General features: G+C 30.3%; 28 protein-coding genes. 1 reads left to right on the top strand and 27 read right to left on the bottom strand.

Going from position 1 to position 22,962, the window contains the following annotated elements; all coding sequences use genetic code 11:
- Window positions 1–202: 202 nt before the first annotated feature.
- From JJD95_RS08965 to JJD95_RS08880, 18 genes are all read right to left on the bottom strand, one after another.
- Window positions 203–706, bottom strand: a complete 504-nt coding sequence (locus JJD95_RS08965) for a SpoIIIAH-like family protein (RefSeq protein WP_291642507.1) — start codon at window positions 704–706, stop codon at window positions 203–205.
- A 39-nt stretch (window positions 707–745) separates the two neighbouring features.
- On the bottom strand, window positions 746–1,396 hold the full coding sequence (gene spoIIIAG / locus JJD95_RS08960) for a stage III sporulation protein AG (RefSeq protein WP_367114795.1): 651 nt from the start codon (window positions 1,394–1,396) through the stop codon (window positions 746–748).
- A 54-nt stretch (window positions 1,397–1,450) separates the two neighbouring features.
- Window positions 1,451–2,044, bottom strand: a complete 594-nt coding sequence (gene spoIIIAF, locus JJD95_RS08955) for a stage III sporulation protein AF (protein WP_291642505.1) — start codon at window positions 2,042–2,044, stop codon at window positions 1,451–1,453.
- A gap of 39 nt (window positions 2,045–2,083) precedes the next feature.
- A complete protein-coding gene (spoIIIAE, locus tag JJD95_RS08950) occupies window positions 2,084–3,268 on the bottom strand; it encodes a stage III sporulation protein AE (protein ID WP_291642503.1) in 1,185 nt (394 codons plus the stop codon).
- A 9-nt stretch (window positions 3,269–3,277) separates the two neighbouring features.
- Window positions 3,278–3,661 carry a stage III sporulation protein AD gene (gene spoIIIAD, locus JJD95_RS08945; RefSeq protein WP_291642501.1) on the bottom strand — a complete coding sequence of 128 codons (384 nt, stop codon included), beginning with the start codon at window positions 3,659–3,661 and terminating at the stop codon, window positions 3,278–3,280.
- Between the two features lie 37 nt (window positions 3,662–3,698).
- A complete protein-coding gene (spoIIIAC, locus tag JJD95_RS08940; RefSeq protein ID WP_291642499.1) occupies window positions 3,699–3,896 on the bottom strand; it encodes a stage III sporulation protein AC in 198 nt (65 codons plus the stop codon).
- 15 nt (window positions 3,897–3,911) lie between these two features.
- Window positions 3,912–4,430 carry a stage III sporulation protein SpoIIIAB gene (gene spoIIIAB, locus JJD95_RS08935; protein WP_291642496.1) on the bottom strand — a complete coding sequence of 173 codons (519 nt, stop codon included), beginning with the start codon at window positions 4,428–4,430 and terminating at the stop codon, window positions 3,912–3,914.
- Window positions 4,423–5,352: a stage III sporulation protein AA gene (gene spoIIIAA, locus JJD95_RS08930; RefSeq protein WP_291642494.1), complete on the bottom strand. Its 930-nt coding sequence runs from the start codon at window positions 5,350–5,352 to the stop codon at window positions 4,423–4,425. The genes spoIIIAB and spoIIIAA overlap by 8 nt, the downstream gene beginning before the upstream one ends.
- Before the next feature lie 162 nt (window positions 5,353–5,514).
- Window positions 5,515–6,072, bottom strand: a complete 558-nt coding sequence (gene efp, locus JJD95_RS08925; protein WP_291642491.1) for an elongation factor P — start codon at window positions 6,070–6,072, stop codon at window positions 5,515–5,517.
- Window positions 6,073–6,276: 204 nt separating this feature from the next.
- Window positions 6,277–6,681 (bottom strand): hypothetical protein, encoded by a 405-nt coding sequence (locus JJD95_RS08920; protein WP_291642489.1) that lies wholly within the window; start codon window positions 6,679–6,681, stop codon window positions 6,277–6,279.
- Between the two features lies 1 nt (window position 6,682).
- On the bottom strand, window positions 6,683–7,135 hold the full coding sequence (locus JJD95_RS08915; protein WP_291642487.1) for a hypothetical protein: 453 nt from the start codon (window positions 7,133–7,135) through the stop codon (window positions 6,683–6,685).
- 6 nt (window positions 7,136–7,141) lie between these two features.
- Window positions 7,142–7,918: a hypothetical protein gene (locus JJD95_RS08910; protein WP_291642485.1), complete on the bottom strand. Its 777-nt coding sequence runs from the start codon at window positions 7,916–7,918 to the stop codon at window positions 7,142–7,144.
- Between the two features lie 12 nt (window positions 7,919–7,930).
- Window positions 7,931–8,359 carry a hypothetical protein gene (locus JJD95_RS08905; RefSeq protein WP_291642483.1) on the bottom strand — a complete coding sequence of 143 codons (429 nt, stop codon included), beginning with the start codon at window positions 8,357–8,359 and terminating at the stop codon, window positions 7,931–7,933.
- The gene (locus tag JJD95_RS08900; RefSeq protein ID WP_291642480.1) at window positions 8,349–8,807 is read right to left on the bottom strand and encodes a type II secretion system protein; all 459 of its coding nucleotides are present in this window, start codon (window positions 8,805–8,807) and stop codon (window positions 8,349–8,351) included. The genes JJD95_RS08905 and JJD95_RS08900 overlap by 11 nt, the downstream gene beginning before the upstream one ends.
- Window positions 8,804–9,250 (bottom strand): type II secretion system protein, encoded by a 447-nt coding sequence (locus JJD95_RS08895; protein WP_291642478.1) that lies wholly within the window; start codon window positions 9,248–9,250, stop codon window positions 8,804–8,806. The genes JJD95_RS08900 and JJD95_RS08895 overlap by 4 nt, the downstream gene beginning before the upstream one ends.
- On the bottom strand, window positions 9,231–9,674 hold the full coding sequence (locus JJD95_RS08890; RefSeq protein ID WP_291642476.1) for a type II secretion system protein: 444 nt from the start codon (window positions 9,672–9,674) through the stop codon (window positions 9,231–9,233). Before JJD95_RS08890 ends, JJD95_RS08895 begins: the two co-directional genes overlap by 20 nt.
- Window positions 9,675–9,715: 41 nt before the next feature.
- A complete protein-coding gene (locus tag JJD95_RS08885) occupies window positions 9,716–10,912 on the bottom strand; it encodes a type II secretion system F family protein (protein WP_291642474.1) in 1,197 nt (398 codons plus the stop codon).
- A 20-nt stretch (window positions 10,913–10,932) separates the two neighbouring features.
- Window positions 10,933–12,612, bottom strand: coding sequence for a GspE/PulE family protein (locus tag JJD95_RS08880; RefSeq protein WP_291642472.1), 1,680 nt, complete (start codon window positions 12,610–12,612; stop codon window positions 10,933–10,935).
- Window positions 12,613–12,832: 220 nt separating this feature from the next.
- Between JJD95_RS08880 and JJD95_RS08875 the strand changes: the two genes are divergently transcribed.
- Window positions 12,833–14,566 (top strand): NFACT RNA binding domain-containing protein, encoded by a 1,734-nt coding sequence (locus JJD95_RS08875; RefSeq protein ID WP_291642470.1) that lies wholly within the window; start codon window positions 12,833–12,835, stop codon window positions 14,564–14,566.
- Between the two features lie 161 nt (window positions 14,567–14,727).
- Here JJD95_RS08875 and JJD95_RS08870 read toward each other — a convergent pair whose 3' ends face one another.
- From JJD95_RS08870 to JJD95_RS08830, 9 genes are all read right to left on the bottom strand, one after another.
- On the bottom strand, window positions 14,728–15,309 hold the full coding sequence (locus JJD95_RS08870) for a flavodoxin family protein (protein ID WP_291642468.1): 582 nt from the start codon (window positions 15,307–15,309) through the stop codon (window positions 14,728–14,730).
- Between the two features lie 513 nt (window positions 15,310–15,822).
- On the bottom strand, window positions 15,823–16,962 hold the full coding sequence (locus tag JJD95_RS08865; RefSeq protein ID WP_291642466.1) for a class I SAM-dependent RNA methyltransferase: 1,140 nt from the start codon (window positions 16,960–16,962) through the stop codon (window positions 15,823–15,825).
- A 164-nt stretch (window positions 16,963–17,126) separates the two neighbouring features.
- Complete coding sequence (uraA, locus tag JJD95_RS08860; RefSeq protein ID WP_291642464.1) at window positions 17,127–18,413, bottom strand: uracil permease; 1,287 nt, start codon at window positions 18,411–18,413, stop codon at window positions 17,127–17,129.
- A 78-nt stretch (window positions 18,414–18,491) separates the two neighbouring features.
- The gene (gene pyrR, locus JJD95_RS08855) at window positions 18,492–19,028 is read right to left on the bottom strand and encodes a bifunctional pyr operon transcriptional regulator/uracil phosphoribosyltransferase PyrR (protein WP_291642462.1); all 537 of its coding nucleotides are present in this window, start codon (window positions 19,026–19,028) and stop codon (window positions 18,492–18,494) included.
- 177 nt (window positions 19,029–19,205) lie between these two features.
- Window positions 19,206–20,123: an RluA family pseudouridine synthase gene (locus JJD95_RS08850; RefSeq protein WP_291642460.1), complete on the bottom strand. Its 918-nt coding sequence runs from the start codon at window positions 20,121–20,123 to the stop codon at window positions 19,206–19,208.
- Window positions 20,124–20,570 carry a signal peptidase II gene (lspA, locus tag JJD95_RS08845; RefSeq protein WP_291642458.1) on the bottom strand — a complete coding sequence of 149 codons (447 nt, stop codon included), beginning with the start codon at window positions 20,568–20,570 and terminating at the stop codon, window positions 20,124–20,126.
- A gap of 121 nt (window positions 20,571–20,691) precedes the next feature.
- Entirely contained in the window at window positions 20,692–21,291 is a 600-nt protein-coding gene (locus JJD95_RS08840) for a TraR/DksA C4-type zinc finger protein (protein ID WP_291642456.1), read from the bottom strand.
- 107 nt (window positions 21,292–21,398) lie between these two features.
- Complete coding sequence (gene aroF / locus JJD95_RS08835; protein WP_291642454.1) at window positions 21,399–22,196, bottom strand: 3-deoxy-7-phosphoheptulonate synthase; 798 nt, start codon at window positions 22,194–22,196, stop codon at window positions 21,399–21,401.
- Between the two features lie 11 nt (window positions 22,197–22,207).
- Window positions 22,208–22,900 (bottom strand): 5'-methylthioadenosine/adenosylhomocysteine nucleosidase, encoded by a 693-nt coding sequence (locus JJD95_RS08830; RefSeq protein ID WP_291642452.1) that lies wholly within the window; start codon window positions 22,898–22,900, stop codon window positions 22,208–22,210.
- Between the last annotated feature and the right edge of the window lie 62 nt (window positions 22,901–22,962).

Raw genomic sequence — 22,962 nt, 5'->3', positions numbered from 1 at the left:
TTTTTAAAAATTCTTGCACCGTGCAGGCTTGTTTGCTATACCTGTTTTTATTACAAACCGCTCTAATATCATTAAATTTTATAATTCTATACAACTCAAAACAAATTCAAGTTTTATTTATTAGTTTCCGTGAGTACTCAGCTTAGGTAAAACATGATAACACTTCTTCTATTATAGCAGATAAATATTCGATTTACAAATACTATTCTTGGATCTTAATTTCTATTTTTTCTAATTTAACTTTGCTCATAACAGCATCTTGGATCTTACGAAGTTCTTCTTGTGAAAGTGCTGTTTTGTCAGTTTTAACTAGTATTTCCACTAAATCATCATTTATACTGCACAATGATTGTTCATACCCTTGAGCTTTAAGTGCAAGTTCTATGTCTGCTTCATTCTGAGAAGCTGTGGATAGACTTAAGTACTGATCTGCCGCCTTTGACTTTTGTGCTTCTGGAGTATTTGCATCATCTATTAAATCTTGAAATGTTTGAAGAGTCCTGTTAGCCATTGCAACTTTTGATAATTTGGCTTCCTCAAAGAAAGTTGAAGAAGTTTTTGTTTCTTTTAAGGATATTGCAGTCTTCTCATTGTTAAAATCATTATCATTTACATATAACGGTCCATTCACCTTTGTTGCAAGATATCCTGCACACACTATTAGTACTACCAACGTTAATATTATACCTGATTGTTTTTTGTTCATAATATTTTCCCCCCATCTACCTTTCTAAGAAATTATATGCTAATTATTCATAGGATATACATTAACTTTACTTTCAGGCAAATTAAATAAGTTAATTACCGCCTGTCTAATCCTAAGTTCCGTAACTTTTTCGTTTGAACCTTCCGCCACGACGCAGACACCTGTAATAGTCGGCTTGAATGTTTTTACAATTAGCGGCTGATTTTCGTTTCCATTATTAGACATAACCACTGTTCTTCCACTATTTTCTTGAGTGATGTTTCGTTTTCCTCCTCCAGTATCATTTTCAACTGTGTCACTTTTAGAATCATTAATATTTATCGCAGGAACACTTTCTTCTCCACTCTCAAAATAGATCATCAGTTGTACCTTTCCAACCCCCTGAATACCTTCAAGTGTTGATTTAAGCTTAAGTTCTAGTTGTGATTCATAATCTGTTAATTGAATCGGGTTATTTTCACTAGAAGTTTTATCCTGCTGCGATTCATCGATGGCTGTTGTAGTTGAACTTCCCGATTTAAAAAAGCTACTGGCTAAAACTATTACAACTGCCACTAAAATTAATAGGACTAAGTTTGCTAACATCTTATCGGATTTTTTGCTACTACTGTTTTTGTTATTGTCATTTCCACTATTCAATTTTGTTTTAATGAACTCAGTAAATTTACTAAGCAAATTATCATTATTCATAGAAATCCTCCTCTTTCATCATTTTTGGTATATATAAATTACTGTGCATAGGTTTTATGAATCTAATTTATAGACAATAATAACATCTTTTGATATTTGAAATTTACTACTTAATCGGCTCTTTATTTTGTCACCTTCCTCTCCATTCAAAATGGTCCTTTTAGATGCATTAACACTGGTTGTATCTATTTTTATTTTACTTATATTTTTAACACCGCCTTCTGCAATTCCAATTTCCATCTTATTAATATTGAACTGCGAATCACTATCATCATACACAATTTCTATATCAGCATTGTACTTGTTTTCTGGAAAAGCCTCTTGCAAATCTGTAATACATTCTTTTTCCAAATTATTTTTAAAATTATCAGACGTCTTTATTATGTTAATATCTTTGTATTTTTTAATATCTGTAGCTGGAGTACTACTCTCCATATAACTTGTAGCTTTATTGGAATACGAATATAAATCAAAGTTTTTGTCAAGAATTTTCATTAAAGGATTTATTATTACCACAATTAATATGAGTCCTAATACAAATTTAGCATATTTTTTTATATTATTATCTGGCAAGATCATCTCCACTGCAGTAATAAAAAATACAGCAATAGTTATATTTGTTACCCAGACTTTTAATAACTCTATCAAATTATCACCACCTCCTTTATAAATAAGTTACATTAAATTTTAACCCATTATGCTTCTTCCGGTTGAGGCTACTATTGCAATCATTATAAAAAACATTATACTTACTGAGATAACGCAAGACATTAAAAGCAGAATAGAATCTCCTACTGAATTTATACACTCTACTGTGCGTTTGTCACTTATTGGTTCGATTAGTGCAGCTGCAATTTTATATAAAAAAGCCATAATTAATAATTTAATAATGGGGAATAAAACTATTATTATAATAATAACTAGTCCCAGTCCACTTATGGCGTTCTTTAGAAGAAGCGAGTATCCAGCTACTGTAGAAATTGCATCAGACAGTGCTTTTCCAACTACCGGTATAAAATTATCTACTGCGAATTTCGCTGTTTTTATAGTAACTTGATCTATGGTTGAAGCTGCTATGCTTCTTAAAGTAATTACGCCAATAAAAAGTGTAAGCACTATTAACTGTATCCAAATAGCAATTTGTTTTAAAATCTTTGTCAAATTATTTATTTTATAATCACCAGATATATTATTTACAAACTGTAGTACAAAGCTCATAAATATTATAGGGATAATAATATCCACATAAATTCTAGAACTTATAGTTGCAAACCCCATTATCACAGGATCAAGTAAAGTTGCCTCTGCAAATCCTCCCACACTAGCTAGTAGCATCATGAGTACTGGCATAAGAGCTACCATAAAATCTGTCATATTAAAAATTGTAACTCTAGCTAGCTCTACTACTACATAAAAGCTTTTAGTTATCAGCACTATCATTACACCGTAACATGCAAAATAAGCAATGTTAGATAGACTTTCATTATCGAAGGCACTTTGAAGATTATGGAGAAGTGAGCATACAATAGCAATAATTATAAGGCTTCCAATTAATTGCATCGATGCAATAACTTCTTTAAATGAGAATCGTATAACATAATTAGATATCTTTTTAAAACTAAGACCATTTTCACCAGTTCTCAAAAATCCTTTTACAAAAGTTCCAGGATCCATATCATTTAGTATTTCATTTTCCGTTTTTATCTTAGTAATATAATCATATAAATTATTTATTTCATTTTGTTCTATCTGTCCTATGTCTCCTATGTCTCCTATGTTACTTTTTCCACCTATTTCACCTGTTTCAGTAGCTTGTACACTAATAGGTAAACATAATAATAATAATAATATAACCACTAATATTTTTTTCATATTATACCTCTACATTATTTTTAGAATAGATTGCATTACTGCCATTAAAATAGGTATTGCAAGGACCAATATAAATATTTTGCCAGCGAATTCTACCTTACCTGCAAGACTATTCTCTCCAGCATCCCTACATATTTCACTACAAAAAGAAGCTAAATAGGCAATCCCAAGTATTTTGAAAACTGTGTTTAAATACACAACATCTATATTGGCTTTATTTGCCAATGTTTGTAAAAAGCTCATTATTATTGTAAGTTTATTTACCATAAACAAAAATATTAATATTCCTGCTGCAATGCTAACCTGAATCGCTAGATCATCTCTTCTGCCCTTAAATATAAGCACAATAAAGAGTGCCGTGAAAGCAAATGCAACAATTTTAATCATGTCCATAATGACCTCCTTAAATGTATCATTACCACTCCATGTCCTAAAACTGAAACAGTGTTTTTACTGAGGTAAATAATTTATTTACTAGATTTATCACCATCATAAGAATTATTATCACTCCAGCTAAATTAGCAACTACAGCAAGATCATCTTTACCACCACTTTTTAAAACCTTATCAATAATAATAATTAGAATACCCGTTGCCCCTATTTTGAATAGCAAGCTAACATCTAACATTTAAAAACCTCCTCCCTATATTAAGGCTATAACCAGCATTGCTCCAAAAGAAAAACCTAAAGCTCTATACATTTTTATGTTCTTACTCATAAATTCTTCAGATATCACAATTTGTTTTTTTAAATTTGCTATAGTAAGTATAAATATACTATTTTGACTTTCAATATCAGATTCACCTAGCGTTTTAGATAGGTCTAAAATAACATTTATATCATCAAAGTTTAGATATAATTTGCTTTTAATAGCATTTAATGCACTATTCATGGCCTCATAAACATTTTCATATTCATTGTTTACGAGTAATTCACTAGTCCTATTAAAAAGCTCCTTTATTGGCTCCTTACTTTTTTGTGCTACACTTTTAAAAGCATCCGGCAAAAGAGCATGTACATAAGTAATTTCATTTTGTAGTTGATGAATTGCTCTATGAATTTCATTTAACTGATAAACTCTATATTTTAACTTCTCACTGTATATAAATCCAACCATACTTGAAGCACCAATAATTACCGCACATCCAATTACTTTAATCATAGCTTGGCCTCCATAAATCTTTCCCAAGAGTAAAATCATAAATGCTTTCAATTGTTCCAATTCCTTTTTTATTACTAAGTACTATGCCTCGCGCGAAGACAAAGTTTTCCACGATATCTTTAAAAACTAGCCGCTTATACAAATCATCAATACCAAATCCATGAATAGTTGTGACTAAACTAATACCAGAATTTAATGCCATTAAAATACTTTCTATATCCTTTTGGGTACCAATTTCATCACAAACTATAACATCAGGGGACATGCTTCTAATTGCCATCATAATTCCTTCGCTCTTAGGGCAATTATCTAGTATATCTGATCGTACACCCACATCCATCTGTGGTATTCCTTTAAACGAACCCGCTATTTCCGATCTTTCATCAATTATAGAAACATTTTTACCGCTAAAGTTTTTATCTTTATTCCCATCTGAAATAACTCTTGAAATATCCCTAAGCAGCGTAGTTTTGCCACATTTAGGGGGCGATATAATTATTGTATTGTAAACTGAATTATCGTGGATAATATAAGGGATTACTCTATCAGCACAACCAATAACTTCTTTGCATACTCTTATGTTAATAGATGAAATATCTTTAATAGTTTTTATGCTATTGTTTTCAATAACACAAATCCCACATAATCCAACTCTATGTCCACCTTTTATAGTTATATATCCCTGTCTAATTTCGTCTTCAAAAGCATATATTGAGTAATTGCTTATTCTCTGCATAATATATTTTATGTCTTCGCTCGTTGCAATATATTCCCAAATTTCTTCTTTGTTGCCAATATGAATAAACAAAGGCTTGTTTATTTTTATTCTAAGTTCTTGAAGCTTTTGCAAATTAGGAATCTGTTCCAATTTGCTTCTAATGGTTTTTGGCAGTATTTCAAATAACTCTTTTGTATCTAACATTTTTATCACCCTCTCATATATAATTTCTATTTTACTAACCTGTAAAATATGCCATATAAATTGAAAACTTTTTATCCAAGTACCATTCATTTTACATAATATATGTATTGACTTTCAAAAAAAGAATAAAAAAAAAGAACCATATAGGTTCTTTTGAAAAATTTATACTCTTAACATATAATCACCATTTCTGGTATCTATTCTAATAGTTTCACCCTCATTAACAAACATTGGAACTTGAACTATTGCTCCTGTTTCTACAGTAGCTGGTTTTGTTGCACTTGAAGAAGTATTACCTTTAACCCCTGGTTCGGTACTAGTTATAACAAGTTCTACAAAGTTTGGAGCTTCTACTGAGAAAGCATCATTCTTATAAAATTTTATAACAGCAAACATATTTTCTTTTAAGTATTTTATAGCACCTTCAACTTTTTCGTAGTTAAGCGGTATTTGTTCATATGTTTCTTGATCCATGAAGTAGTATAATCCTTCCGCTGAATATAAATACTGCATTTCTTTTCTTTCTATAACAGCTTCTTGCAATTTTGTAGTTGGGCTAAATGTTTTTTCTGTAACCCCTTGATTAATTACGTTTCTTAATTTAGTTCTTACAAATGCTGCTCCCTTACCAGGTTTAACATGTAAAAAGTCAATAACTGTATATACTTGTCCACCCTCATCAAATGTAGTTCCTTTTCGTATATCACCTGCTGATATCATTAAGTATCCCTCCAAAATTCGTTGTTAATTAAATTAATCCATTTATATTATAACCTTAACAAATATTTTATAACCATATTAAATGTAAATATCACAATGGAACAATGTTATTTTATCAAAACTTAGTAACATTTGCAAATATAATTATATATTTTTTCATTTTTTTATATTTTACTATGATTATACCACTATAATTAGTGCACATTACTTATTCTTTATAAAACTCATGCTAATATTTGTAATTTCAGCTTCTTTATTAATATTAATTGTTTCTACTTCTAAAAAATTTTTACTTTGGATTAAATTATGTAAGGAACTATACAATAATTTTATATCACCACTATAAATAACCTCAACACTGCATTCCTCTTTCTCTCTCATATTAATAGATTCCACTTTAAAATAACTGTTCTTACTTAAGCATTCCAAAATATCACTATACCCAAATTTTTCAACTTCATTAATATTTTTTTTTGCTTTATTGTACAATACGCTTTGATCTTTAATTTGGGCAGTCTTATTCTTTATAACAAGGAGTTTAAAAGATAAAATTCCCATTAACATGACGAGTATTACTAATATTCTTATATATTTTATACTTTTATACATTTTACACTCCTAATATAACTTTAAAATTAAAATCATCTTCATTTTCTTTATTTTTAATATTTGGGATTAATTTTTTTATTGAGTATTCATTTTCAATACACCTTATTACATATATATACTCCTCATAACTCCTAACTTCAATGTCTATTTCAAAGTTACTCCCAGTTATAATAATATTTTTGTAAGTTAAATTACTTTTCGTTAAAAAATCACTTATTTGCTTATATTTTTCAATAGTAAATATATCCTGTTTAACAGTTTTTAAAATGTTAATATTATTTTCCACAGGAGAAGACTGGTCTAAAATACTTGTTCTTTTAGAAATGTTTATTATAGTAGCTGTTAAAAAAATATTTGCTAGTAAGACCACTATAATACATATTTTTATTTTTTTATCCCTTATTATATTTTTTTTATCCAGATACCAGTTAGGAAAGAATGTTTTTTTTCCCATATCTACCTACCCTTTCACTAAAATATATTGTAGTAATTGTTCACGCTTTAAATCATCTAGTATTTGATTCGATAACGCTTGATTTTTAAATTCGTCAATGTTCAAGCCCTTAACATTTGCATAATACACTTTTTTACATAATTTTGCATAATCACTATACACTTCTAAAAATTCACTCATTGCATCTGAATATTTAAACAATAATAGTTCTTTTATAAATATGCTATTATTAGCTACAATCTCACCACTTACGCATATTAGAAAATACAAATTGTAATTGTAGTAAAAAACCAGTATATAGTTTTTATCGTTTATCTTACTACTATAATAATTTCTAAAACAAATTTGAATTAAGTTTACTTTTTTTAAATTGATATTATTATTTATGCTATTTTTTAAAACATCTAAATTATTTCCCTTTAAACAAAAAACTAATATGTCCATATTAAACTTATCTTGTTTAATTAGTTTATAAGTAAATGCAATATGATCTATATCCTTATAATAATATCTTAGTTCATTTTTAATCATATCAAATATCAAATGTTTTCTCACTAATGGCAAAGTTACCATTTTAATATATACTGTCTCGCCTTCAACAAGAATATACAAGTTTTTATTTTTTATACGTGCTTCAAAATCTTTTATACTCTGAAAATCTTTATAATAAGTATCTAAGGCAACAATACTTTTAACTCTATTTAATATAGTGCTTTTAGAAAATTCTATACCTAAAATTTTTTCATTGGATACTTCAAGAAACATATTTCTTCTAAATTTCATTTTTAAACTCCCTCATTTAGCAGTGTAATCAGTTTTTACAAATATTAATTGAAACTTTTCACCCAAAGCCTTTAATTTAAAATAGTTATTTCTATTTGTTACAGCATCGCGGGGCATTGTGAAAATAAATTCCTGTGTTATATTAGAATACCTCACCTTAGCTAATTCATAAGTTACAATACTCCCAATAGAATCATAAAAAAACTTTTCTATTCCTGATGTTTTTATATCATAATCATTTTCAAGAATATAAGTGTAAAATAGCGTCATTAAATATTCACTATATCTTTGATAATTATCTTCTTTTAAAATATATGTTTTATTGCTCCTAGAATACTCCACTTCCGACATTTGAATATCAAATATGTACATCATTATCATTATGCAAATAAGTCCTACTAGAACCGTATAAACCATTATAAATCCCTTTTTAGTTTGCATTTTCTATAACCAAACCTCTCTCAATACTTTGACCACTCTTCCAAATAATTTTAATATAGAGAATCTTACCGGATTTTGTAGCAACAAAATCTTTCACATCGTCTATAATTAGGTTCTTATTGGAATTATCCTTTGGCTGCAAATAAACTGTACCATACAGTATATAAAGACAGCTATTGATACATTTTATATGATTAATAGTACTTCCATCTGAATATTTTATTTTTATAATATTCCCCTCAGTTATAACCTCAGTAGCATCTAGATTTACCTCTCTTTGTATCATAGCTATGGCTTCATTTAAATAATTAAACCCTCTATTTTGTAGCACGTCACTTTTATATTTTTTCAAATGTGATATCATCATACTATCTACTACCCCTAGCAATAAAAACACCAAAGCCATAGCAATTATCATTTCTATAAGTGTGAACGCTCTTTTCTTCATTTATAGTTGCCTTTGTAAAAATTACACTGAAGTCCTGGAGTATCATTTTGCATATTATCATAAAAGCACAGCCTTAAACTATACACATTTAATTCATATTTCAAAAAGCTCAATTGTATATAAGGCTTCTCTTCTAACACCTCATCTGAAAACACATTAATTAATGATTTTTGAATTTTCGCCAAAGTCATGTTTTCATTATTTATAAAAACTCTATTATCTGTTTTTAGCCCTTCTAATTCTTCGAAAGTCATAGAGTATATAATATTATTTTTTAATGTTTCCATTATAAACACGTTATTATTTGTGATTTTAATTGTCTTTTTCATCTTAGAAGAAGTTATATCAAATGACATAACCGAGATGAAAATTATGGAAAATATAGACAAACTACATATTACCTCCACTAAAGTAAATCCCTTTTTACTCGTTGATTTTAACATATGCGGTACCTACCCTCATTGTAATTTCATGTTTTATAGAATTATTATCCTTTAAAATTATTGTGAATGCATCATTACTGTATCCCTTATTATCAATTACAATTTGTGCATTACTATTCCTTCCTGTAAACTTATATAAGGTTATCTTGTTTTTAAGTGTTAATTTCTTTACAACCTTCATTCCATTAGCTGTCCTTATTTCATTTTTCACTTTATCAAAGGTTACAATTACACTACAAGTATTTTCTCTACAATACATTTTCGAATTATTAATAAAATCTACTGCTGCATTACAGTGATAATCTGCATCCACACTATTTTTAACTGTTTTATAGTACCCTACAGATGCAACGCATATTCCTCCGACTAAACTCATAATGGCGAGTACTAATATCATTTCAATTAATGTAAATCCTTTACGCATAAATCGCCCTTCCTATGTTTTTAAAATAGATCTAAATGCACTTAAAATTTGCCTGCAGAGTCCATAACATTTAACATTGGTAACATAACCGCTAGTATAATCGCACCAATCATAACCCCTAAAAAAATTATTATAATTGGCTCCAGTAGTGCGGTAGCTTTCTCTACACTCTCCTGCGCATCTTCATAAAAGATATCAGCAGCAGTTAAAAACATTTCTTCTAAATTGCCAGTTTCTTCACCGATTTTTACCATAGAAATAAAAAACATCGGAAAAATATTAATTCCACTTAAACTGCTGGACAATTCTTCTCCTTTTTTTATATCAACAAAAACTGTTTTAAGCTTTAACTTGAAATATCTATTATTAATAACATCATTAATTATTTCAAAAGATTTTAATAGTCCCACTCCGCTACCTAGTAGTATATTAAGTCCTCTTGTGAATCTTGTATAAATAAGACGCTTATATACAGGTCCTAGTGCCGGACATATAAATTTAAATTTATCAAAGCCTATTTGTCCATTTTCAGTTTTAAAATATTCCATGAACATAAAAACTAAAATTAAAATAAGCATTAAAATCCATAAAAAATTATCACTTAAAAAGCTACTAGTTCCTAAAATAATTTTTGTTATTAATGGAATCTGCGCGTTAAGAGAATTTAAATTTGTTATAAACACTGGGATTACCTTTATAAATAGGAATAATGATACTACCATTAATGTTAAAAATACTGTGCATGGATAAATCATGGAGTTAGTAAATTTTTTTAGAAGTTTATACTCTTTTTCATAATAGTGTGCTAATTCCTCTAGAATTATATCTAATTTTCCGCTCTCCTCACCTAAATAAATCATATTTATCATAAACTCCGGATAAATATTTATAGTCTTTTTCATGCTTATATAAAGCGAGTTACCCTTTTGTACATTTTCTTTTATGCTAATAAGACTATTTTTTATAGATTTATTCTCCATTTGCAAGTAAAGCAAATGAAGAATATCGCATATTGGTATTCCTGATTTGATACATATTGAGAACTGTTTGCAAAATATAGATATAGTTTTTAAATTAGGTTTAGTGGACATGTCAGTTATTTTTTTTATTCTTCTACACTTTATTAAGAATATATCCTTCTCTCGTAAGCGTAATGCGAGTTCGTCTGTACTATCACTATAGGTCCTGCCCTTTACTATTTTCCCGTTTGTTGTTTTAGCCATATATTTATATCTCATGTTATATTTCACCTAATACCTTATTTAAAGTTATAGCTATAAGTAGCATTAATAAATTCCTCTATTGAAGTTACACCACTTCGTACTAATGCCTTGCAACTCTCCCTACATGAACCCGAACTATTTTCACTACAATATAGCCAAAGTTCATCACTTATACCACTTCTTGCTATAATTGATTTATGATTACTATCTAATTTTAATAATTCATATACCACCGTCCTACCTTTATATCCAGTACCACTGCATTTATTACATCCTAAAGCACTATATATCACTTCTCCCTCTTTAAGGTTAAAGTTCTGCAAATCTTCAATACTATTCTCACTTTCAGTTTTACAATAACTGCATAATTTTCTTACTAATCTCTGGGCTAATACCACAACAAGTGAATCTGCCACTAAATATGATGGAATACCCATATCTATTAATCTTGAAATTGAACTTGTTGAATCATTAGTGTGAAGAGTTGATAAGACTAAATGCCCAGTTATTGATGCCCTTACAGCAATTTGCGCTGTTTCTTCATCACGTATTTCTCCAAGCATTATTACATCTGGATCCTGCCTTAAAATACTTCTAAGACCCGTTGAAAAAGTAAGTCCAGCTTTATTATTTACATTTACCTGATTAATCCTAGGCATGTTATATTCTATAGGATCCTCTATAGTAATAATATTTTTACTTATGCTATTAATTTCATTTAGTAGTGCGTATAGTGTTGTAGATTTTCCACTTCCTGTAGGCCCCGTTACAAGTATCATTCCATGAGAAAGTTTTAATATATCCTTTAAAATAATAACCACATCTTTACTAAACCCTAATGAATCTAAATTAATGAATCTCTCTGATTTGTATAAGACTCTTATAACTAGTTTTTCACCATACATTGTTGGCAGTGAGGATACCCTAAAGTCATAATCTATTCCATCTATATTCTCCGTTATCTTACCGTCTTGTGGAATTAACTTAGTAGCTATATCCATATTCGCCATTATTTTAACTCTTGTACACAAGGATTTATATACATTACTTGGGATTTGATTGATTTCATTTAGGATTCCATCTACTCTCATTCTAAGTATGGCAAAATGCTTAAAAGGTTCTAGATGAATGTCACTAGCTTCTGCATTAACTGCCTGTTTTAATAGTGAATTTGTTATTCTTATAACTGGCGCATTTTCAGTTGAAATTTCTGAATGTGTTTCTTTGTTTTTTTCTTTACTTTGTAGCATATATTCTTTTTTCATTTCTTCAACTGCCACATCCACAATTTGTTTTCCATAACAGTTTTCTATAGCCTCTGAGATGTGACTTGCCAAAGAGAAGAAAATTTTAATTTTTTTATTTGTTATAAATTTAAGTTCATCAATAACTTTTATTTCGAATGGATTTGTAAAAGCCACGTGTACTTCATTATTTTTTTCATAGAATGGTATTAAACTATACCTTTTAGCCACTTCTTTGGATATGGAATTAAATGATTTGTTTTTTACGCTTTTAGATTCTAAATCGATAAATTGTATATTAAAATTATTCTCCATTATTGAAATAAGACCGTTTAAATCTACCTTTATATAGCTGAAAATTATTTGTTCTTCACTACAATTCTTATCTCTAGAAAGTGCAATTATTTCTTTACGTTCTTCTTCAGTGATTAAATTTTTATCCCATAGTAATTGGAGTAATTTTTTTCTCATAATATCTTACCTTTTCCCTTTGTATACCTTTTTAATAATTGCCCTCTTTTTAAATTTTATTCAGTTTTTGTGTGTTTAAATAAAAAAAAGCTTACTTTTCAATAATTTTCTTTAATGGTATACTGATACTATTGTTTACAACAATGGTAGTCTATTAAATAATGTATTATTTAATAAATATAGAATTATAATATTTAGACAAATTGAAAGGATGATATATATGGCATTAGATGGTATTTATTTATCTAGCCTCATAGAGGAAATAAAGGATGTAATCATAGATTGTAGAGTTGATAAAGTAACACAACCAGAAAAAGATGAAATTATATTAAGCTTCAAGAAGAATAGAAAAGTATATAAATTATTAATAAGTTCAAGTTCAAATTATCCTAGAATTCACTTTACAGAATTTAATAAGCAAAACCCAATAAAAGCACCAATATTTTGCATGGTTTTGAGAAAATATTTGAATACAGCTACTGTACTGGATGTAAGACAAACAAATTCGGATAGATTACTTACCATTGACTTTAAAAGTAGCGATGAATTAGGCTTTGATAGTGTGTACTCACTAATTATTGAAATAATGGGTAGACATAGTAATATTAGCTTAGTTCGCACTAGAGACAATTTGGTTATGGATAGCATTAAACATGTTACAGCCGATGTTAACAGTTTCCGTGTTTTATTTACTGGTGTAGAATATATGTATCCTCCCGTTTCTACAAAGTTGGATGCTTTTAACACCAGTTATGATGAATTTTATGAGTATATAACCACAAAAGATATAAATTTCACTGAAAAGTTTTTTACAGGTACATTCACAGGCGTAAGTTCTGGACTTTCTAAGGAACTTATGTACAGGTATTCTATTCAAAATATTGGCTTTGATTTGCAGCATGCTAAAAACATATATGATTTCACTACAAATCTATTTAACTGCATGCATGAAAACATTTTTTTAGCTTCCTATGCTATGAATGGTAAGTTAAAAGATTTCCACTCCCTTAAACTTACCGCATTAAGTGATTGCACCTATGAAAAATATGATTCACCTTCTAAACTTATAGAGGATTTTTATTTTCAAAAGGATAAACACGATAGGTTAAATGCTAAAAGTGCAAATCTTCAAAAAATAGTTAATACCAACATCAGCCGTTGCGACAAAAAAATTAAAATACTCCTTGAAACCTTAAAGGAATGTGAAACTAAAGGTTCTTATAAGTTACAAGGTGAACTTTTAACCGCTAATATATACTCACTTAAAAAAGGTGATAAATTTGCTGATCTTGTAAATTATTATAGTGAAAATGGAGAGTCTATTAAAATAAAACTTGATGAAAATAAAACTCCTTCGCAAAATGTTCAACACTACTATAAAAAGTACAATAAATTTAAGAAATCAGAAGAAATGGGTTTGATTCAAATGGACCTTACTGAGAACGAATTAAAATATCTTCACTCTGTACTCACTAACATAATAAATGTGGATAGCTATAATGAAATTGAAGATATAAAAAACGAACTAATAGAAACTGACTATATTACTTATAAAAAGCACGGTAAAGCTAAAAAAGCAAAGCCAACCAAACCTATGCACTTTATTTCCAGTGAAGGCATTGATATATATGTAGGTAGGAATAATATTCAAAATGATTTATTAACTTTAAAATTCGCCAATAAAAATGATATATGGCTACACACAAAGGATATCCCTGGTTCCCACGTTATTATTAAAAACTTTGGTAATGTACCTGAGACCACACTACTTGAGGCAGGAAACTTATCAGCCTTTTATAGTAAATCTAAAAATTCCTCTAGTGTACCAGTGGATTATACCGAAGTTAGAAATGTAAAGAAACCTTCAGGTGCAAAACCTGGGATGGTTATTTACTCTACAAATAAAACAATATATGTAACGCCAAGTGAAAGTTCCTTAGAAAGAGTTGAATAAAAAACAGGAACGTGTCCTATGAAATTTCTCCTTCGCGACTTAAAATAAGAGCAGAAACATTGAAATTCTATTAAGGAATTTCAATGTTTCTGCTCTTATTATTTTAAGTCACGACCGGTGAAATTCAGTACTAACAATGTATCTAAATTACCCATATCAGATTATTCTCTATTGCTTATTAATTGTCGAGCAAATGACTTTGAATGTTCAATCTTTTCATCTGATATAAATACAGATTTATAACCATAATCTCTTTCAACAAGCATTCCAGTATATTTTAATTGAGAATGCTTACAATAGCGTTTTATACCTTCCTCAAATAAATCAGCCCCATTTTCTGGTCTATAACCGCAAGTGGTTATGATACCTACTCTTTTGCCATTCCAAAGAGAAGGTCCTTTTTCATCACCATAATACTTATTCATTCCATATACCAAACGGTCAAGCAATGCTTTCATCGGTGGTGTACAATAAAATGAATAAATAGGTGTAGCCAAAATAATAACATCACTGTCATATACTTTATCAAAAATTTCCTGTACATCATCAGAATAATGACATCCAAAAATCGACCAATCTTTTTGACATTTCCTACAAGCAATACAAGATTCAATATGTTTATCATAAAGCCAAATCAACTCATACTGAATTTGGTTAAGTTCAAGTTCATCAATAAAAGGCTTTATTAAGCTAATTGTATTTCCATTTTTACGGGGACTTCCCATAAGAATACAGTATTTCATTTCATCCCTCCACGTGTTTTTATTTATTAGTACGTCTTTTTCGCCATTAATGAAACAACTCATAGATTGGTTGCACCATTTAATTCAATGAAATAACATATAACTAGTTTTCTAATTCATTGCTCAAAATATAAACCAAAGATAAGACAAGTTATATATGTATAATATATCCCTTGTCTTATCTTCATTTAGAAACTCTCATAACCCTTCCAACGTCGGACATCGAATCTCTTGGCCTTCTACTGTAACATACATAATAGTATGAGTTTTCTCCAAAGTGACTTACAATATGAAGCGAAAAAACATTGAAATTCCATTTAGAAATTCTTCTTTTGCCAATCTAAAATTCTCGTAGGCCTGCCAGGACGGCAGGCCAGCGAACCCGAGGCTGGACGCCGAGTGTGAGCGATAGAGAATTTTAGATTGGCAAAAGTTTAGAATTTCTTAATGAAATTTCACGTTTCGAGCTCATATTGCAAGCCACGCAGGAGAAAGCTCATAGGTATCGCACCCTTAGTCTTCTTTCTTTTTCCTAGGTACTTCTTTTATATATTGGTAATAATAACATAGAAGTCTTCCATTATATAATTTCCTGTTTTTATCTGCTTTGTTTCCAAAGTCTTTCTGAAAATCCTTATTCGCTGTTATTGCAAAACAGGACCATTCATTTAAACTCCTATACATTTCTCCAAAGTCTATATGAAGTTTTTTTACCTCTTGGAGCTCACCCATTCTTTCTCCATAAGGTGGATTTGTTATTATAACTCCATATTTCTGCCTTGAAGTGAAACTTTGCATAGGTATTTTCTGAAACTTTATACAGTCCTTAACTCCTGCTTTTTCAGCATTCTGTATGGCTGTTCGAAGTAAACTTCCATCAATATCTGAAGCTAGTATTTCAACTTCATTACTATTTACAGTTTGCCTTGCCCCATCTCGAACTTGCTCCCAAATGTCACTTTCCATATTTGGCCAAGTTTCACTTACAAATTCCCTATTTATACCAGGTGCAATATTTTTACCTATAAGGGCTGCTTCTATTGCAATGGTTCCTGAACCACATAGAGGATCAGCAAGGACTCTAGTAGTATCCCATTTACTTATTAACACAAGGGCTGCAGCTAGTGTTTCTTTCAGTGGTGCTTCACCTGCATATTCTCTATATCCCCTCTTATGTAATCCCACACCTGAAGTATCTATCGATAGTGTTACTGTATCTCTTAAGATTGCAACCTCTATTTTATACACCGGGCCTTCTTCTGAAAACCATTCTGAATCATATTTTTTCTTCATAGCCTCTACTACTGCTTTTTTTACTATTCCTTGACAATCTGGAACACTGTGAAGTTGTGATTTTACAGATTTACCTACTATGTGCATCTTACCGTCTTCAGGTATTAAATTACCCCAATCTACCGCAAGGGTTCCTTGAAACAGCTCTTCAAAAGATAAAGCGTTAAATTCTGCCATCTTTATAAAAACTCTTTCTGCAGTTCTTAGCCAAATATTGCATATAGCAATATCCATTTCATCTCCTTTAAATGTTACTCTTCCATTTTCTACAATTAAATCTTCGTAGCCCAACTGCTTTAACTCCTTAGCTGTAACAGCTTCTAAACCAAAAGACGTAGTAGCAATTAAATCATACATCATATATTATCTCTCCCATTTCTTCTTCTTAATTGATTGAATCTCTTATATTATGATATCTCTATTTGTTATTATTGTCTAGGAATTTCACATTAACCGTCTAATAAAAATAAAAGCGCCAGATAAATCTCTGACACTTCATTTATAATTTCAGCTACATTAAAACCCTATTCTTTATCTTCTGACACACTCTTTTCAGGTAAAACTAAGTTCAGTATTACACCCACTAAAGTTGCAAGAGCAACCCCTGCAATTTCAACTTCTGATCCTGCGAATGGGAATTTAATACCGCCTCCACCAATACCTAAAACTATTATAACTGAAGCAATTATAAGATTTCTTTTTTTACTAAAATCTATTTTATCTTCTACAAAAATTCTAAAACCAGAGGATGCAATTATACCAAATAACAGTACACTAACTCCACCAATAACAGGCAGTGGAATATTGCCAATTACCGCAGATACTGGTCCTATAAATGATAATATAATTGCAATTATAGCAGCTCCTCCAATTACCCAAACACTATATACTTTTGTAATTGCCATAACTCCTATATTTTCCCCATAAGTAGTATTAGGAGGACCGCCTACAAATCCAGCAAACATTGTAGCAACTCCATCTCCAAGTATTGATCTATGTAATCCCGGATCTTTTGTAAAGTCTCGTCCTACAACATTACTTGTTACATACACATGGCCAATATGCTCAGCAAGGGTTACGAAAGCTACTGGAGCCATAAGCATAATGGCATTTATATTAAATGTTGGAAACACGAAACTTGGTAATGTGAAAAATTTTGCGTTACTTATTTCCTGTAGAGCTTCCTTTGGAATTACTCCGAGGATTAAACAAAGTATATATCCAATTACCATGGCGATGAGTATTGGAACTACACCAAAAAATCCTTTGAAATACATAGTACCCAATATAGCAATTCCAAGGGTAGTCATTGATATAAATATCCATTTAAATCTAGATACACCCTCAAGTGACGCATCTGTAAATGTTGAGTTTAATCCTGCCCAGTTTATAGCAACGCCAGCTAAACTTAGTCCTATTACAATTACAACAGAACCTACCACCACTGGAGATAACATTCTATCTAACCATTTAGTTCCTGCAATTTTAATTATTAGTGCTACAATTATATATACAAGACCTGCAGCAATAATTCCTGATAGCATAGAACTTTGCCCATATAACTTTGTGGCTACACCCATAGGTCCAATGAACGCAAAGGATGAGCCTACATATGCAGGAAGTTTAGCTTTTGTACATAAAATATATAACAGTGTTCCCACGCCACTACAGAACAATGCTATTGATGGGCTAAGACCTGTAATCATTGGTACAAGGATAGTTGCACCCACCATTGCAAATAAGTGTTGAAGACTTAATGGAATAGTCTTTAGGATAGGTAATCTTTCATCTACATCTATATAATTTTTCATTTAGTTCCTCCTTTTAGTCTCGCTGGACTATTTTAAAAGATCATTTATCTTCTTCGAAGCTATTTATCTTCTACAAATCTATAGTTCGTATATACAAACTGAATCACTACCATCAATTTCTAAAAGTTCAACAGATATCATTTCTTTTCCTGAAGTAGGTATATTTTTGCCTACATAATCTGCTCTTATAGGAAGCTCTCTATGCCCTCTATCTACTAATACTGCAAGTTGTACCATCTGAGGCCTACCCTTAGCTATTATGGCATCAATTGCTGCTCTTGCTGTCCTCCCAGTATATAATACATCGTCTACTAAAATTATTTTTTTCCCTCTTACGTCTATACCTAAATCTGAGTTGTTTAAGACAGGTTGCTGATTTAAAGATGTAAGGTCATCTCTATATAATGTAATATCAACAGATCCTACTGGAAGTTTAACACCCTCAAACTGTTCTATTAAGATAGATATTCTTTGTGCGATTGGTACCCCTCGTCTTTTTATGCCTACAAGGATTATGTTTTCTACCCCTTTATTTTTCTCACTAATTTCATGTGCTACTCTTGTGAGTGTTCTTTCTATTGCTTTTTCATCTAAAAGAACTGATTTTAATTCCATAATTTCACCCCCTATTTAATATTGTTTTTTATTTATGCCCAATATTAAAAGCCCTCACCATAAGGTAAGGGCATACTATACTTGCATCCTAGTATTGCTATCTTTATCCTTATGATCTCTCTGGAACATTTAAAGGCATAAATATTATATTAAAAACATATTATCATAAATTGTGCGCTATTTCAACTCTTTTCTTAACTTTTCTATAAGTTTTTCAAAATAATCTGGAAGAGGTGAAACAAATTCTATGTACTTTTTAGTACTTGGATGTATAAATCCAAGCATTTTGGCATGAAGAGCTTGCCCTTTTAAATTAAACCTCTGCTTTTTATAACCATAAACCAAATCACCAACCAAAGGATGCCCTATCTTTGCCATATGGACTCTTATTTGATGAGTTCGCCCTGTTTCTAAATTACATTCAACTAATGTATGACTTTCAAATCTTTCTATTACTTTATAATGGGTAACAGCCCTTTTTCCACTTTCTACTACGCCCATTTTTATTCTATCATTAGGATTTCTTGCAATAGGTTTATCAATTGTACCTTCATCGCTTTTAATTATACCTTCTACAAGGCCTACATAACTTCTTTTCGCTGAATGTTCTTTAAACTGAGCAGCTAGGCAGTTATGAGCATTGTCATTTTTAGCCACCACTAGGGCTCCAGATGTGTCCTTATCAATTCTATGAACTATGCCTGGTCTTAGTATACCATTGATACCTGAGAGGTCCTTGCAATGGTTTAAAAGTGCATTAACTAGTGTTCCAGTATAATTACCGGGTGCTGGGTGAACTACCATATCTTGTGGCTTATTAATTACAATTACATCACTATCTTCATATATAACATCCAGTGGTATATCCTCCGCTTTTACATTTAACTCTACAGGCTCAGGAATAGTTATTGTTACTTCTTCCCCTGATTTTAATTTATAATTACTCTTCCTGCATTTACCATTTACGAAAGCCGTTCCTCCTTCAATTATCCCTTGAACATGGGACCTAGATTTATTTTCTAATTTGCCAGAAATAAAAACATCTAAACGCTCTCCAACTTCACCTTCATCAACTTTAAACTCAAAAATATCCATCTATATATCTCCCTTTATTATAAAAATCATTAGAAAAAATGTACCCATGACTACTAACATATCAGCTACGTTAAATGTTGGGAAATAATAAACATCTTTGTAATGAAGTAAAATAAAATCAACTACGTATTTATAAAATAATCTATCGTATAAATTCCCAAGAGCCCCACTTATAATCAGTGCAAAGCTTATTCTTACAAGTTTTCCTTTTGGCTTATACGCAATAATATAATATATCATTACTGATATAACAATCAAGGTAACGATAGCTAATAGTATTATTTTATTTTGTAAAATTCCAAAGGCCGCTCCTCTATTCTCTAAATACTCTAAACTAAATAAATTTTTAATTAATATTATTCCACTGCTTTCTTTTAAAGCACCAAGTGCCCAAAGCTTAGATACTCTATCCAATAGCAAGCCTAAAAAAACAATTAATATTTCCATACCCTTCCCCCTATATACCATAAAAAGAAAAGTATATATTGCTAAATTTTCTCAAACTAGTAATTCACCGCAATATATACTTTTTCTATTATTCCTATTTAAAAAACTACTGTTATTTTTTTTAATCTGGTAACTGATTTCTATACTGCTCATTACTTATTTTTTCTATAGGTTCCACATAACCGTCTTCATCCCCTTCGTAAGATTCGGCTGCATCTTCCATTTCATTAAAATGCTCTACTATCTGATAAGTATCCTCAGCATAAGTTGCTACTTCACCAGTATAACTGTATCTAAAAGGCACACCTAGAACATCTTCTTCCACTGGCCTATTGTTTTGTTCTGCCGGCTTATTATTATCCATGGTTTGTTGACATGGTGCGCATTTGTCTGCATAGGGTATAAATTCTAATCTTTCCTCAATTATTTCGTTACCACAGCTTTTGCACTTCCCATAAGTACCCTTTTCAATATTCTTTAGTGCATCCTCAATTTTATTTCGAATTGTGACTTCATTTTTAACAAGTGCCATCCCTTTTTCTGTGTCAAATAATTCTGTTGCGCTATCTGACGGATGATTATCGTAAAAAGATAGTTCAGAAGCCATTTCACTTTTAAAATTTTCAACGCCATTTTGTTTCAATGTATTAATAAGACTATTTACTCTTGATTTCTCATTCATTAACTTTTCCTTAAAATATTGTAGTTTTTCCTTTTCCATGATAACAACTCCTCTAGTTTTAATATTTCATTAATATTAAAATAAAAAATCTTTATAAGGTTATGTTTTCTCATGGAGTGAAATTTATTACACTTATTTAAAAATATTTAAAATTTCTCGAATTTTTTTACATTTTTCACTATTGACTCTATGCTATCTATTGATACTGTTTGTTTTGCATCGGATATAGCATTATCTGGGGTAACATGACTTTCAATCATGAGGCCATCCGCTCCTGCAGCAATTGCTGCTAGTGACATAGTCTCTACAAGCTCACGTCTACCCGTGCCATGGCTTGGATCAACAATTATTGGGATACGGTATTTTTGTTTAATTGCAGCCACAATGCTTAAATCTAATGTGTTTCTTGTATATGTTTCAAATGTCCTAATACCTCTTTCACAGAGCACAACATTTTCATTACCATTACAAAGAATATATTCCGCTGCTTTAAGCCACTCTGAAAGTGTTGCACTCATACCCCTTTTTAATAAAATAGGTATTTTTAATTTCCCAACCTCTTTTAGTAAACTGTAATTGTACATATTTCTAGAACCTATTTGTAGCATATCAGCATAATTTGATACTAAATCTATATCACTCGTATCCATAACCTCTGTTACTATTGGCATGTTGAATTCATTACCAACGCTTTTAAGTATTTTCAGCCCCTCTTCTTTTAATCCTTGAAAATCATAGGGTGAAGTTCTTGGTTTAAAGGCTCCCCCCCTTAATATATGTACCCCTGCTTTTTTTAAACCACTAGCTATGGCATACATATTTTCATATTTTTCAACTGCGCAGGGACCTGATATAATAACCTTTTCGCTTCCGCCAATAACTATATCTCTAACCTTTACAAGTAAATCTAATCCACTTTTTTTATCAACTAATAACTTTTCCATATATACGACTCCTAAATTAGCTTTAACATATTATTTAAAATATTTGTAGAATTTTCTACAGCAATATCCTTGAATTTTTCATAATCCATATGAGCACCATTATTTGCGTTATCAGATATTGATCTAATAACAATAAATGGAATTTCATTTAAATAACACACTTGAGCAATACTTGCACCTTCCATTTCACAAGCTAAACATTCAAACTCTGAACAAAGCCACCTTATTTTAGAAGCACTTGCAATAAATTGATCTCCCGACACAATTCTTCCCGTAAAATAATTATGGCCACTTATATCCATGCAAGCTTTTGTTGCATACTCTATTAGTTTTTTATCACATTTAAATTCAAAAGTATCCATTCTTGGAATCTGTCCTATTTTATCACCAAATGCAGTGGTATCCATATCATGCTGTACTAAATTATCACCTATCACAACATCTCCAGGGTATATATTATCCTTAGTGCCACCTGCAATACCAACATTTATAATATAATCAACTTTAAAATCATCAATTAATATTTGTGTACAAACTGCGGCATTAACTTTTCCTATACCACTAGTAACTACAACTACTTTTTTATTATGTATAACACCAACACTAAATTCCATTTTAGCCTTAATAACGCGGTCCTGAAAATCCATATCTCTAATTAAAAACTGAACTTCTTCACTCATTGCTCCAATAATACCTATATTCATTTTTTCCTCCTTATCATCCTATAAAACAGATACCATATATTATAACACATTTTCTACATAAA

The sequence above is a fragment of the Clostridium sp. genome (assembly GCF_016650035.1).
Taxonomy (GTDB): Bacteria; Bacillota; Clostridia; order Clostridiales; family Clostridiaceae; genus Clostridium_AD.
The sequence above is the reverse complement of the archived record's forward strand: the minus strand, read 5'-3'. Positions and strand labels throughout refer to the sequence as shown.